Raw genomic sequence first — 14,284 nt, forward strand, 5'->3', positions numbered from 1 at the left:
GAATATGCTGCTCTATCCAATTTTGAAGGCGATAAACAGGCGTGTTAGGGTATTTAGATTTAGGTTAATTTGAAGAGAATTTTGTAAAATTACACAGTCTTAATTTCGGGAAGCCGACATTACGATATCGTAAAAAAAAGTTTGGACATGCTGGATTAATCCATAAATACCGAAAATATATGAGATTATCAGCGGCAGAAAAATACGAGATCATACAAAGCGCCACCACTAGTGACATCGGTGTGAAGCGGACACTGGAAAGCTTCGGCATCCATAGAAGTACATTCTACAAATGGTATCAGAAGTAGCTTCAGAACGGTTATGACGGACTGAAACAAGGCCATCGAGTATCTAGAAGACAATGGAACAGCATTCCGGAAGAACAAAAAGATCTGGTGGTTGCAGTTGCTTTGGACCACACGGAATTATCCTCCCGGGAACTGGCCCACAAAATCACCGATGAACAAGGTGTGTTCATATCAGAATCCAGTGTCTATCGGATATTGAAACAGCGGGATCTGATCCCCGCACCGAACCATATCCTTATCTCAGCAGCAAATGAGTTCAAGGATAAAACCAGCTTTGTGCACCAGATGTGGCAGACCGACTTTACCTATTTTAAGATTGTCGGTTGGGGATGGTACTATCTGAGCACGGTTCTGGACGATTACAGCCGCTACATTATCCATTGGGAGCTGTGCGATTCAATGAATGCAAAAGATGTGAAAAGAACGGTAAATACAGCCATTGAGAAAGCAAGACTAAAATCGAAAGCCAAACCAAAGTTGCTGTCAGATAACGGCCCTTGTTATGTTTCAAACGAGCTAAAAACATATCTCAAAGAGGATATGAAGATGAAGCAGGTTCACGGCAGACCGATGCATCCGCAGACACAGGGGAAAATTGAACGGTATCACAGAACGATGAAAAACTTAACACCTGCAGATGTCTACTGTGGACGATCTGAAAGAATTTTGGAAAAAAGACAGCAGGTAAAAATCGATTCTCTGAATAAAAGAAGACAATTGTATAATCAACAAAAATTAATAAATTTATAACTCGAAAGTCTCCTTAAGGTTCCATCCTAATGTGTCTAATTTAGTTTGAAGACGTACAGACGAAGCTATAAGAACAAAAATGTTTGAAATAAGGCCTAATAAAAATGTTTGGGAAACATGGCGAACAAATCCAGAAAACGAAAAATTATATAATAATTTAGAGCTATACGCAGAAAGTAAAAAAGAACAAGAGTTAATTTTAGATAAAATCAAAGAGCAAGAACAGGAGCGTTCAAGAAATTATAAAAGATAGTTTGTGAAAAAAAGTATCTTTGAATATTCCTAAGAAATATAACTTCAAATGAAAACTATTTTAAACATCTTTATATATATCCTTTTATGTAGCAATATGACTCTTGCACAATCAGTAAAAACTATAAATACTGGTTATTCTAAAATAGAGGGAGGTAAAATAGGAAGTGATAAAAAAATATTCCAGATATATAATAGTTCGATAGATAAAATAGATAATTATTATAACACAAGATTTAGTTATGGTCCGTTGAAATTAAATAAAACGGGCTATTCTAATGAAGGATTTTATTTTGAACTTTATGAATCTGATATAAGTTCTGACCCTCTAAAGTTTTTGAAAATGAGGGAATTGTTTTCTTACAGACTATTATACGAATACAAGGGAGGGAATTTACTTTTTATTCAAGAATCAAAAATAAATAGAAGTTCAAACAAAATATCCAATCAAATTTATTATACTGAAGATGGATATAATAAGGCTACAGGAGCTTCAAATAGAGTTGAAATAAATAACAGTACTAAAGCTAGTGATTTTGATGTAGAAGAATTGATCCTTAACACAAGAACCATGAATCAACTTATGGCTAAAATAAATTTTTCATTTGAACAAAAAGGAGATAAAACCATAAGTGATGATGGAAAATATGTAACTGTAACCTATGAGAATGATTCCTCTATAAAACCTTTGATAACATATACAAAAGAAGGAACCCCTTCTCAAATAGTATTAATAATGCCTTTGGTTGATGTGGATAGAATAATTAAGAAGTTAATACATTCAGATGGTGCTGTTGAAAAAGATGAAGAAATCCATTTAGGAAATTTAATTTACAATTTCAGAGGAGAAAAAGAGGTAGGGATGGTAATCATAACGTATAAGTTTTAGCAGGTAAGTATGAAGAATATTCTATATTTATTTATCTTTTTTTCAACAACATGTACATATGCACAATCTGTAAGTGTAAGTAAATTAATGAAAATTTTAAAAACACAAAACCTTACAGATATAAGTTCGGAATTAAAAGAGCTTGGGTTTATCTATAGAGGGAAAAGGCAACAAGACGGTTTTTCTATTATGCCGTATACAAAAAAAAACACCATTGAAACAACAGAAGAGCTTGTTGTCAGTGTTAATGACGAACTATTCAGTTTGTTGTATAAGGTTAATCCTAATTTTTTCAATGCTTATAAGTCTAAATTATTGACTGATGATTTTTCATATTCCTATGAAGCAAATGGGAATAGGTATTATGAAAATAATAATATGCGAATAGGATTTAATGAAAAGTCGTATATAATATCATTGTTTACGAAGTTGAATTAACAATTATAAAGTCAAAAAGGACATAAAACGTATTTTAATCCCACTCTAATTGGTGTTTTTAAAATCGCCACAGAAAAAGAGTTAAAACGATTTTTTTAACTCTTTTTTTGTATCCGCCCGACGAACTACATGTTTGATTTCTGAATATTATTCTTAAAGGTCTGCGGGTAGAGATCTTTTAAGTTTTTATGGTTGATTGACATGATATTTTCCAAGGCATATTTCAGCCACTGAAACGGGTTCACATCATGCTTTTTGCAGTTGGCAAAGAACGAATAGATCATTGCTGCCCGCTGTGCCGCATCGTGGCTTCCGGCGAACAGGTAGTTCTTACGCACCAGCGCAACTGGACGGATGGCATTCTCGACAAGGTTATTGTCGATCTGTAGGTTTCCATCGTATAGATACGCTGATAGCGCATCCCAACGTGCGTAGGGTATCCGCCCGACGAACTACATGTTTGATTTCTGAATATTATTCTTAAAGGTCTGCGGGTAGAGATCTTTTAAGTTTTTGTGGTTGATTGACATGATATTTTCCAAGGCATATTTCAGCCACTGAAACGGGTTCACATCATGCTTTTTGCAGTTGGCAAAGAACGAATAGATCATTGCTACCCGCTGTGCCGCATCGTGGCTTCCGGCGAACAGGTAGTTCTTACGCCCCAGCGCAACTGGACGGATGGCATTCTCGACAAGGTTATTGTCGATCTGTAGGTTTCCATCGTATAGATACGCTGATAGCGCATCCCAACGTGCGTAGGCATAGGCCATGGCCTTTCCGATCTGGCTTTTGGGCAAGGTGTTTTTGATCTCTTCAAAGATCCTAATAACCTTGATGGGCAGCGCCTTTCTTATCGCTGTCCAATACTTTTATCGGTGTCTCGTCAGCCTGTAAATATCCTTTTGTTTTTGTGTCGAAGACCAATTGTTCATAGAGCGGGTGGAGTTTGATCAGGGCCTCCTTTGTCCATCCTTCGATCGTTGAAGAAGCGATCTGTATGTTTTCCCTTGCGAAGATCTGCTTCTGGCGGTATAGCGGGAGATGATCGACATATTTATTTGTTAAGATCATCGCTAACAGGCCTGCTCCGGGGATGCCTTTGTCAATGACACGCTCGGGGAGTTCAGCAATCTTAACGCTCCCGAAACCGGTTCGGGACAGGCTCCCACCGTTTTTAGCGGCATACTTATAGCGGATATAGCGGTTGATGTAGAACTTTGCAGGCTCACATTCCAGTTCCTCGGTGATTTCCTTACCAATACAAACCATGGCTGACAGGTCACCCTCAGGATGGATATGTTTTTCTATTACCGGCAAATGTTCGGGAAGCTTCGCACGCCCTTTGTGGTTTGGACGTTTACGGGTATACTCGATCTTTTCTTTGACTTCCTCCTGCTGTTGCTGCGCTTCTACGGGCTCAGCTTCAAAAGGGAGTTCGGTCTGGTTGGGGTCACCTTCGAAGCGTTCGCAACTCTGGCCGAACTGCATCCGTTTAAGCATCTCGACTTGAGCTTTCAGGTAATCCCGTTCTTGCGAAAGTATGTCGCGTTCGCTGGTAAGCAAATCGATCTTTTCATCACGGCTGGAAATGACCTTCAGAAGGTCTTCTTTCGAGAGGTTTTCCAACGCTGTTTCCATACCTTATGGATACGGATTTTCATGCATTACTGCAATCAAAAAAGCTGTTTTTGTGGTAATGAATAACGTTTTCTCTGTATGCTTTTCACAACCTGGACGCCCTCTACGAGCAATACCAGATCGCTCCACGATAGCTCACATTTTTTAAGTGAAGATGTGCCAAAAGTTCCGCCTTCCAACCGTTTGTAGTAGAGTACAAAGCCTCCGTGTTCCCAATGGAGAAGTTTGATGTGCGTACGGCTACGGTTCAGGAACACGAACACCTCGCCACTGGTCGGCTGGCGTTGCATCACCGAAACAACCAAGCCACAAAGCCCATCGAATGATTTTCTCATATCGCAATGGCCCTCGTAAAGATAGAAACGGTGAGAAGATCCTAATGAAAACATGGTACTACAATCGGATAAGCTGCGATATCAGAGAAAGATCGCGCGGTACTTTCAGCCTCACCCCTGTAGGGTAGATAATCTCTATTTGTTCCCCTTTCACAGCTGATCCGGAGGGCATCTCAATAAAACCTCTGCTACCGGCCTCCTGTTCCTTGGACTTGGCGACCCAGTAACCCAGGGTCGCAATGTTGATCCCGTGCAATAGTCCAAATGCTTTTTGGGTCAATCCGCTCGCTTTCCAATCCTCAACCATCGAAAGCATCCTCTCTCTTTTTTGTTCTGTGCTCATGAAGCAAAGATCCGCCTCGTAATCAGACTAAGCAATATGCACTTGGTCGGGCGGATACAAGTATTCTATATTTTCTGTTAGCAAAGATAACGATGTAGATTATGCTACACAAATACCAGCCCCTTTGTTTTATGAATCTGCAACCATAAAGAATATAAAGGTGAATCGTTTACATAAATATTGACAATATTATTTTTTAATTCGGCTGAAATCTATTTTAACAGTCGGAGGTTTTACAAAAATCTCCGATTTTCCGTCAATCTCTAAATCTTTTCTCATTTCCTCATAAATCTCTACACCTAATTGTATTAGTTCTTGATGCAACTTCTTAGCTTTTTCGTCATCTACACCTAATAAATCATGAAACGGAATTATTCTTTTTTTGTATTCACCAATTTTATAGCGTAAGACTTCAGAGCCTAATAAATATGTCTTTCCATATATTCTATTTAACATAGTGTATTTCACTTCATTAGGCAAAGCAATAAATTCCCTATCGCAAAAAAGGTTCATTGTCATTCCAATTACAGTAGAGTAAGCTTCAAGACGACCTTTAAATCTTGGGTGAGATAAATAAGATGGACTTAACCCATCTGCGATTTTTATTAGTAATTCAATCGTATGAATGATATAAGGTACTGCGTCAACGCTTTTAGTTATATCATCAATGGAAGTTAATAATGATTTTTTCCCATCTCCTAAATGCTTGCTTACCAATTCAGCATTTTTATGAGCAATTCCATTTCTAATATTTGTAATCTTCTTAGCAAACTTTACATCTTCTTCCGACCATAGTGAGATTGTCTTAAAGTGTTCAGCAACGTCATTTAGTGTCTTTTTGAAAAAAGAGTCTTCAAGAATTTTTTTAGCGATATCATCAACAGCGATAAAATCGCAGGCTTTGTTTAAACAAAACCTTTCGATAATTCCCTGTAATTCAATAAAAAGAGCGGAGTTATTTCCGATAAAATATAACTCAAACGCACTATCTAATAAAAAGTAAGTAATACCATCCGCAGAACCACGTTTAACTGAATTTGGTGGAAATGACTTATCTAACTCTTTCAGAAGCTTGACAAATCGCTTCTTTCCAGGTTCAATACTTTTAACAATTGTGTCTTGTACTTCTGCTAATCTTTTTTCAATTCCAACTTCTTTTACATAGAGTTTTTTTTCTAATAACTCTATGTATTCTTTTGGAGGTTTTCTATGTTCATTCTCTTTTTTCATACGTTTTATTATTCAATAAATAGTTATATTTTGCTTTTCGAAATCTACGAAAAAAGATGAAAGAAAAGTTTAATTCAATGAAAAAATCCTGCCACAATGGGCAGGATTTTTCTGTCTTAATCCCTACTGTTAAACTGAAAACTTACTTGCTTTTCATTTCCGAAGTTGTCCGAAATCCAAATATCAAAAGACTGTGATACGGTGGATTGCGAGGTATAGTATAACCGGAATTGTGTCTGTGGCAGGTTATACAGGTCATTTCGCTCCTGTTTCTGTATGTCGGAGACTATTTTGTGTAATAGGTGTCTCATAATACTAAAGGTTTAAAATGAAGCTAATATGCCTTCGCGAATTTTACGATTTGTATCGAGCTTTTTTCATGAGACAGGACGAAGTCAGGGAAGATTTTTTGTCAATAACACGATAAATGATATTGCTACAACTCAATGCGTTACTTTGTGAATTTTTATCACGCTTAAAATTCGTAAATTGTCACAAAGTATTGAACATACTTATTATCGATTGAAAATATAGTAAAATTATGAATTGGAAAGTTTTTGATTTAAAATACGATAAGCGAGAGACATGGGCGTTTGAACAATTGTCCTACTTGCTTTTTTGTGTTGAGTTTGGCAATAGGATAGGATTATTTCGCTATAAAAATCAAACAGGAATAGAAACCGAGCCAATTGAAAAAGATGGTGTGATTTACGGTTTTCAAGCTAAATACTATATAACTTCAATCTCCGATAATAAAGAAGATATTATTGATTCGATTAAAAAAGCCAAAGCGAAGAATAGCCAGCTAAACGAGCTACTGCTTTACGTTAACCAGGAACTTTCAGAAAGCTCAAAAAAAGACAAGAAAAAGCCTCAATACCAGGTAGACATCGAAAAATCAGCTAAATCGGTTGGTGTTAATATCCAATGGAGAGTTCCGAGTCACCTTGAAATACAGTTGGCTTTGCCGGAAAACAAGTACTTGCATGACATCTTTTTCAGTCTTGAACCAAGTGGTGTAGACTTACTTGATGAAGTTGTCAAACACAACCTAAATATTCTAAAAGCAATACAGACCGAAATACCTTTTGGCGACAAGCAGATTAAAATTGACCGAAGCCCGCTAATAGCAAGTATTACAGATGCTTGTCAAAACAAAAAGAATATAATCATTTCGGGAGAGGGAGGTTGCGGCAAGACTGCAATTTTAAAAGAGTTTTATGCTCTGAACAGTGATAAAATGCCAATTTGCATTTTTAAAGCAAACGAATTGAATGTTACACATATCAACGATATATTTCGATTTGACGAACAATTCACATTTAATGAGTTTCTTGAAGTTTACAAAGATGAACCGATTAAAATATTTGTAATCGATTCAGCAGAAAAGTTGGCAGAAATAGTGAATAATGATATTCTTAGAAATTTAATCGAACAATTAAAAGATAATGATTGGAGCATTATATTTACAACACGCTACGTTTATCTCAATGATTTGACTTTCCATATTAGAGAGAATTATCAGTTGTCGCTTGAGGTCAATGATATTTCTCTTATTAATATCGAAGAACTAACATCTTTATCCGAAAAATTTGAATTTTCATTGCCCGAGAATCAGAAGTTTTCAGAAAGGCTTACAAATCTGTTCTACCTAAATGAATATATTCAGCAATATACCAATATTGATAAACAAGGTAGTTTTAATGGCTTTATTGATTTGCTGTGAAAAAAACGAATACAGAATAATATTGTTCAAAAAGATAATTTGCATCTCGAAAGAGAACGGTGTATCATTAGTATTGCGAAGCAAAGATGCGATACAGGCAGATTCTATATATATGCTGAAAATTTACCACAGTCAGCGTTATTTCAGTTAAAACAAGATGAGATATTGGGATATGATGAAATCCATAGTGGTTATTTTATTACACATGACATTTACGAAGAATGGGCTTTAGCTAAAATAGTATCCCGTTGCTTTTCTAATTATTCAAACACAAAGCAATTCTTCGATGAATTAGGCGAGTCGCTTCCGATACGTAGGGCTTTTAGGTTATGGGTATCAGAACATTTAGCCAACGGTAGTAATGAAATAGAGTCTTTTATTCAAGGAGCATTTAAAAGCGATGAAATTTCTCAGTTTTGGAAAGATGAGATTTTAATATCGGTTTTGCTGTCTGATTATTCAGGAATGTTTTTCAACCTCTTTGAGAATGAAATCATCGAAAATGATTTTGCAATATTGAAACGAATTTTATTTCTGTTGCGTATTGCTTGCACGGATATTTCTTCGTTTGAAAGTATCGATGTTATTGAACCCAAAGGAAAAGGATGGGAAGAAGTAATTTCTCTGGTCTATAAATACAAATCTGATTTTTTTGACAGCAATCTAAACTTAGTTTTACCTGTTCTAACTGACTGGTGTAACTTCAGAAAATCAGGTAAATCCACAAGAAATTCGGGGTTATTAGCTTTGAGCGTTATACAAAAAACTGAAACAGAAAAAGGTTTCTATATACGCAATAATGCAGAAGAAAAAATTCTGAAAGTAGTTTTCAATTCCTCTCGTGAAATAGTATCAGAATTAAAGGAAATCTTTGGCAAGGTAATAGCTAACAAATGGACTAATCACAATGCCCCATACGAGGGGCTTTGCTCTAAAATTTTAGAAAAACCGTACTTAGCAACGGAGCTAATAAAACAACTACCATTGTACGTAATAAAATTATGTGACTTGCTCTGGCAAAAACGAGAGAGAAGAGAAGACGACTTTGGTTATAATAATGGTAGCATGGAGAGTAAATATGGATTAGCTGACGAATTCAGACGCAATTATTTCCCTGCAAGTGCTAACCAAACGCCAGTAAAGTGGCTTCTACAAGTAGCATTTCATCCAACACTCGATTTTATTATAAATTTTACTAATAGAGCTGTTGAGACATATAGTCAGAGTGATTATGGCAAGGAGGATGTTGAAAAAATCACATTATATATAGGTGAAATAGAAGTAACACAATATTTTAGTTGGTCTCTTTGGGGGATGTATCGTGGCAATGGTAGTCCAGTCGTTCCAGATTTACTACAATCCATTCATATGGCGTTAGAAAAAACTCTTTTAGATTACGCTCCTGCAACTAAGTCCGAAATATTGGAGCGTGTGCTTTTAAAAATTCTAAGAGAGTCAAAATCAGCCTCGCTTACGTCAATCGTTTGTAGTGTCGTACTTGCAAATCGTGATAAGCTTTATAATGTAGCGTTGGTATTATTTAAAACGATTGAATTGTTCCATATCGACACAGTTAGGAGTACGAGTGAGTTTCAAGCCAAATCTAACTATGGAATAGGATATGGAATGGACAAGTTAAAAGACGTCTTATATACAGACGAAAGATTAAAAACATGTGACGATGAGCATAGAAGTTCTAATTTAGAGTCTTTGTTTTTAAGTTATCAACTTTCCGGTATCAATGGATTTGCGGAAGAACAAAACATTCAATTTATTGAGAAACTGTACGAGATAATTGACCAGCACAAATCAAATGATTTACCCAATAAATTATCTGAAATCCTGTTGTTAAGAATGGATAGACGAAATCTAACACCTAAAATATCAGAAACAGATGACAATAAATTTCTTATAGAGTTTACTCCTAAAATATTTCCAGAGGACCTTAAAAGCGTAAGTGAACAAGCTCGCTCGGAATTTGATGATTTTTTCAAATATTCCGCATTAAAAACATGGTCGGATTTTTTAATAGGTAGGGAATCGCAAGGTAAGATTGCGAAACATGATGAATACGATAACAATCCTATAATTGCTTTATCTGAAACAAGACAGTTGGTCGAAGAAATTAAGTCTGGGGACACTGCGAGAGGAAGAGACCATAGTATCCCTCCATTCACTTGTTCAAAAATGCTTATCGAGTATAAAGACAAGTTACAAAAAGAAGACATAGATTTTTGCAAAGAAATAATTACTTCAACTCTGTCACGCCTATTTAGTGACGAATATAACTATCAAATAAGTGATGGAGTTGAAGCCTCTTTTCATGCAATTCCGATATTGATAAATGAATATCCTGAAGATGTTGAAAATATTGTTTCAATGATGGTCTTGGCTCTTTTCGATGAAACACCTCTTGGTGCTTACAAAAGAATCTGTGATTACGTAATTGAGTCAATTCACAAGTCAAAACTGTGGGAACAAAATCAAAAAGTCGCTCAATCTATATTATTTGGCTATATAAAACTCAAACCGATTTATAAAAAGATTATAGACGGAAAAAGGAAAGAGCAAAGATATTGGAGACGGATTCCAAAAAGTTCAATATTAGAAGAACTCGATAAGGCGATTCCTGATTTCAATTTTGAGGAAAACTCATTTGATATAAAAGACATTGAATTACTTGATGTTCATGGTTTAGGAATCGTTTACCAATTAATTCCTTCTGACACAAAGGATAATATTCATTTAGATATTGTCATACAAACCTTAACCATATTGGCTTCACGGCTGTTGATAGACAGGAGAGTGTATGAAGAAAAATTTGGAGACGACCATGATATTTTTAAAGTGCGTTTAGGTATTTTCAAAAGATATGCGAATTTTATTCTTCAAAGAGAAGTAAGTGAGATTGATAAATACCTTACTCCATTTTTGGACTTTTTATCTCCGACAGAAGAAACTTCCTTATTTATTGGAGAAATCATCACTGCCGAGGATAGTCTAATGAACCGTGAGCAATTTTGGTATATTTGGAATAAACTATTTCCAAAGATTAAGGAACTGTGTGATTATCCAAGAAGTCCATATTTAAAACAAGTCATAATAAACTATTTATTAGCATGGCAGTTTTGGAAAGATAGAATTGAAGAATGGCATAGCTTAAGCAGAGAGAATTTATCTCTTTATGTCAACGCTTCCAAGGAGATGGGTCATATCCCTGCGGTATTATATTCTGTTACGAGAGTATTGAACACCGTTGGGTCTAACTTTAAAAATGAGGGGATTGATTGGGTATATACTATTGTGTCAAATAATAGGCTACTCCAGCTTGGTGATTTTGAATCAAATACGTTATACTATTTAGAAACGTATTTAAGGAAATTCATTTTTAACAATAGACAAGAAATCAAAAAAGAAATAAGATTGAAAAACAAGGTCATTCCAATTCTTGAGTTCATGATAGAACGGGGTTCAGTACACGCATATTTATTACGTGAAAGTATTTTATAGCAACTTCAAATTTAGAATTTCAATTTTCTGGCTTTCTGTTTTTCAGGAATGAAATCATTTTGATATGGACTGTCTTTAAGTTGATTTAATCGCCTTAAATCTTCCAAAAAAGAGTTCGAGTTCTGTACCAGTGGGTTCACAAACGAAACCACTCAAAAATGAGTGGTTTTTTTGTCCCCCTAAAGCTGGGATGAGAACCCAGGGGTTCGATTCGGAGAAGGTTACCGATGCACGATTCGTTTAACGCTTTAATGCCCTTAATTATTCCGGAAGGGGTTTCCGATTATTTTGAGATGTCCCATTTTCAGCATGATTTATTGAGCAGTCAACAAATCCATTAATTTATAATTGACATAATAAGTGGATCTACCCATTTTTTGAGGTGAAAGAATATTGCTAGCGACCAACTTCTTTAGCCATGATGCCGCCGTTTGGCGATGTGCCAATTGTTTTCTTTCTAAAAGTTCTATTTTAAGATAAGGCATTGTAAATAGGAGTTGCAATAAATCATAGTTAAAAGAGGATCCCAGTATCTCTTTCATGGATACTTCCATTTCTTCCCTTAGCATTAGCATGGCACGAATTTTCCCTGTTGTTAATTGTGCCGTCTCTATCACAGCCGTCAGCATAAACATCACCCAGTCATTCCAATTTCCGTTTTCTGTAACATCTTTAAGCAACTGGTAATATTCTGTTTTATATTTTACCACATACGAACTAAGATATAATACCGGCTGTGTTAGCAATTTCTGCTGTGAAAGGTATAAAGCATTCAATATACGACCTGTTCGGCCATTCCCATCTCCAAATGGATGGATTGCCTCAAATTGGTAATGTATCAAAGCCATCTTTATTAAAGGATCCAGTTCGGAATTTTCGCTGTCATTGATAAATGTTTCTAAAGCAGTAAGTTTTTCTCTTATCTCATCTTCACAGCAAGGTGGGGTATAAATTACTGATCCGGTAATAGCATTTTTAAGTGCAGTACCAGGTGTTTTTCTAATACCAGAATCATTCTGCTTTATGGTTTGGACAATCTCGATCAAGGTACTTGAAAGAAGAAGGTTTTCTTGTGACTGCATTTTTCGTAAACCAACATACAATGCTTCTCGATAACTCAAAACCTCCTTGGCTGCATGATTTGTGGATCCTTCCTCCGTCGCAGCCTTGTATAGTTCGTCTTGAGTAGTAACAATATTCTCAATGGCAGAACTGTCCTTACTTTCCTGAAGAACAATCGTATTGATTAACAGACTAGGGTCGGGTAACGACTCACACAGGCCATTGAGTTCACCTAAATAACGGGATGCCTTGGCCAAATGTCTCAATAGTTCATTAGACTCCGTAAAAGTTACCGGAGGTAAATCAGGAAGGTCATTATAGGGAATATCTTTATTATATGCCATATGTCGAAGTTTTACCAAAATTTCATCTTTATCATTTACTCATGTCGAATGACTCATCATGAAATAATATTCATGTCGAAAATACGAATAAATTTCAACACAAAAATGTTTTCATGTCGAAATAGATACACTCCCCCTTTTACTTTCTGAAAGAAATAGAAATTTGAATGAATAGCTAAAAGCGCATGAACAATAGTCGCTTTCTAATGTTCAATAACAAAACAAGTAGCTATGTGGGTAGCCGTGCTTCCGTGGAAGATCGGAAAGCTGCAATGGGAAGCAGAAATTACCACTGAACGGGTAAATGAGTTTATGGAGTGGCGATCACTCGAAAACTCAGATATAGACAATCGAGGATCGGTGTATTTTAAGGATGCGGGCAAGTTTGGTACAGCGATACAAGTACGGATTTATTACGCTGCCCCCGGAGGAAAGCCAGGTAAACTGGCAGCTCAACTGGTAAAGCCGGCATTTAAGGAAATGATCACGGAAGATATAAAAAACTTTCGGCGGTACATTGAAACCGGTGAAATCCCCACGACAGACGGCCAACCTTCAAACAGCTAAAAAAAAGATTGCCATGAAAGCATAATGTTATATAGGCGTAAATAAACTGAACGTAGAATCAGTAAAAGACCCAGAAATTCTGAATCCGCAAGACGTAATTATAAAAGTGGTTTACTCATCCGTATGCGGATCAGACCTTCATTACTTGCACGGATATGTTGTTTCCATGAAAGAAGGTGATATCCTCGGCCACGAGTTTACCGGAAAAGTTATGGAAGTTGGTTCAGGTGTCAAAACGCTAAAAAGAGGTGATCGGGTTGTTGTAGCTCCGAATATCGGCTGCGGGGAATGCTTTTACTGCCAGGAAAAGGAATGGTCCTTATGTGATAACTCCAATCACAAAGGCAATCTGCAAGAAAAAATAACTGGTTATCCTACAGGAGCATTTTTCGGTTGTTCCCACCTCTTCGGTAGCTATGCAGGAAGCCATGCAGAATATATCCGCGTTCCGTATGCCGACCACGGATGCTTTAAGATACCGGAAGAGTTAAGCTATGAGCAAGGATTATTCGCATCGGATGCAGCCCCTACAGGTTATATGGCAGCAGATATGGCCGTGATGCCGGGAGACGTAGTCGCAGTATGGGGCGCCGGTGCAGTAGGCCAGATGGCAATAGCCGGTGCCTGGCTTAAAGGCGCATCTAAAGTCATTTGCATAGATAAATATAAATTCCGGCCCAACATTACTCGAGCATATCAAAAAAGGGGAGCTTGATCCAACATTCCTTAAAACGCACGAATGGACTATTGAACAAGGGAATGAAGGGTACAAAATGTTCGCAAACGATAGGAACAATATCTTAAGGGGAGTTTTCGCATTATAATGGTGTCAAGCTCGATGGTATTTATTTCTTGATAGTTTTCGGGGCGAAAAACTGATTTTTGCCGC

13 protein-coding genes and 3 pseudogenes are annotated in these 14,284 nt (G+C 36.6%); 10 read left to right on the top strand and 6 right to left on the bottom strand.

All coding sequences use genetic code 11. From position 1 onward, the window contains the following. The first annotated feature begins 179 nt into the window (after positions 1–179). From LKO28_RS15475 to LKO28_RS13535, 6 genes and pseudogenes are all read left to right on the top strand, one after another. A complete protein-coding gene (locus LKO28_RS15475; protein ID WP_262906118.1) occupies positions 180–308 on the top strand; it encodes a hypothetical protein in 129 nt (42 codons plus the stop codon). Positions 309–323: 15 nt separating this feature from the next. Next, positions 324–494: pseudogene (locus tag LKO28_RS15480) on the top strand (helix-turn-helix domain-containing protein); the annotation flags it as partial. Then, positions 471–1,058 (top strand): transposase, encoded by a 588-nt coding sequence (locus LKO28_RS15485; protein ID WP_411028045.1) that lies wholly within the window; start codon positions 471–473, stop codon positions 1,056–1,058. The pseudogene LKO28_RS15480 and the gene LKO28_RS15485, both read left to right, overlap by 24 nt. 79 nt (positions 1,059–1,137) lie before the next feature. Beyond that, on the top strand, positions 1,138–1,311 hold the full coding sequence (locus LKO28_RS13525) for a hypothetical protein (RefSeq protein WP_227695500.1): 174 nt from the start codon (positions 1,138–1,140) through the stop codon (positions 1,309–1,311). 48 nt (positions 1,312–1,359) lie between these two features. Continuing rightward, positions 1,360–2,199, top strand: coding sequence for a hypothetical protein (locus tag LKO28_RS13530; protein WP_227695501.1), 840 nt, complete (start codon positions 1,360–1,362; stop codon positions 2,197–2,199). A 9-nt stretch (positions 2,200–2,208) separates the two neighbouring features. Next, entirely contained in the window at positions 2,209–2,637 is a 429-nt protein-coding gene (locus LKO28_RS13535) for a hypothetical protein (RefSeq protein ID WP_227695502.1), read from the top strand. Positions 2,638–2,762: 125 nt separating this feature from the next. On the opposite strand, the pseudogene LKO28_RS15600 reads toward LKO28_RS13535, so the two are convergent. From LKO28_RS15600 to LKO28_RS13570, 5 genes and pseudogenes are all read right to left on the bottom strand, one after another. Further along, positions 2,763–4,278, bottom strand: a pseudogene (locus tag LKO28_RS15600) (IS66 family transposase). Positions 4,279–4,313: 35 nt separating this feature from the next. Beyond that, positions 4,314–4,667, bottom strand: a complete 354-nt coding sequence (gene tnpB / locus LKO28_RS13555) for an IS66 family insertion sequence element accessory protein TnpB (RefSeq protein WP_227695504.1) — start codon at positions 4,665–4,667, stop codon at positions 4,314–4,316. Positions 4,668–4,671: 4 nt separating this feature from the next. Further along, positions 4,672–4,956 carry an IS66 family insertion sequence element accessory protein TnpA gene (gene tnpA / locus LKO28_RS13560; protein WP_227695505.1) on the bottom strand — a complete coding sequence of 95 codons (285 nt, stop codon included), beginning with the start codon at positions 4,954–4,956 and terminating at the stop codon, positions 4,672–4,674. A 189-nt stretch (positions 4,957–5,145) separates the two neighbouring features. Further along, positions 5,146–6,186 (bottom strand): hypothetical protein, encoded by a 1,041-nt coding sequence (locus LKO28_RS13565; RefSeq protein ID WP_227695506.1) that lies wholly within the window; start codon positions 6,184–6,186, stop codon positions 5,146–5,148. 116 nt (positions 6,187–6,302) lie between these two features. Next, positions 6,303–6,452: pseudogene (locus LKO28_RS13570) on the bottom strand (TraQ conjugal transfer family protein); the annotation flags it as partial. Between the two features lie 275 nt (positions 6,453–6,727). On the opposite strand from LKO28_RS13570, the gene LKO28_RS13575 reads away from it, so the two are divergent. Both LKO28_RS13575 and LKO28_RS13580 read left to right on the top strand, forming a co-directional pair. Beyond that, entirely contained in the window at positions 6,728–7,912 is a 1,185-nt protein-coding gene (locus LKO28_RS13575) for an ATP-binding protein (RefSeq protein ID WP_227695508.1), read from the top strand. 165 nt (positions 7,913–8,077) lie between these two features. Further along, positions 8,078–11,422, top strand: coding sequence for an ATP-binding protein (locus LKO28_RS13580; protein WP_227695510.1), 3,345 nt, complete (start codon positions 8,078–8,080; stop codon positions 11,420–11,422). Between the two features lie 314 nt (positions 11,423–11,736). Here the strand turns inward: LKO28_RS13580 and LKO28_RS13585 are convergent, their stop codons facing one another. Beyond that, positions 11,737–12,828, bottom strand: a complete 1,092-nt coding sequence (locus LKO28_RS13585; RefSeq protein ID WP_227695511.1) for a Fic family protein — start codon at positions 12,826–12,828, stop codon at positions 11,737–11,739. A gap of 231 nt (positions 12,829–13,059) precedes the next feature. Between LKO28_RS13585 and LKO28_RS13590 the strand changes: the two genes are divergently transcribed. Together LKO28_RS13590 and LKO28_RS13595 are read left to right on the top strand one after the other, a co-directional pair. Next, on the top strand, positions 13,060–13,395 hold the full coding sequence (locus LKO28_RS13590) for a hypothetical protein (protein WP_227695512.1): 336 nt from the start codon (positions 13,060–13,062) through the stop codon (positions 13,393–13,395). Between the two features lie 97 nt (positions 13,396–13,492). Beyond that, positions 13,493–14,110: an alcohol dehydrogenase catalytic domain-containing protein gene (locus LKO28_RS13595; protein WP_411028046.1), complete on the top strand. Its 618-nt coding sequence runs from the start codon at positions 13,493–13,495 to the stop codon at positions 14,108–14,110. Positions 14,111–14,284: the final 174 nt, after the last annotated feature.

It is taken from the genome of Sphingobacterium sp. FBM7-1 (genome assembly GCF_020687765.1).
Lineage (GTDB): Bacteria > Bacteroidota > Bacteroidia > Sphingobacteriales > Sphingobacteriaceae > Sphingobacterium.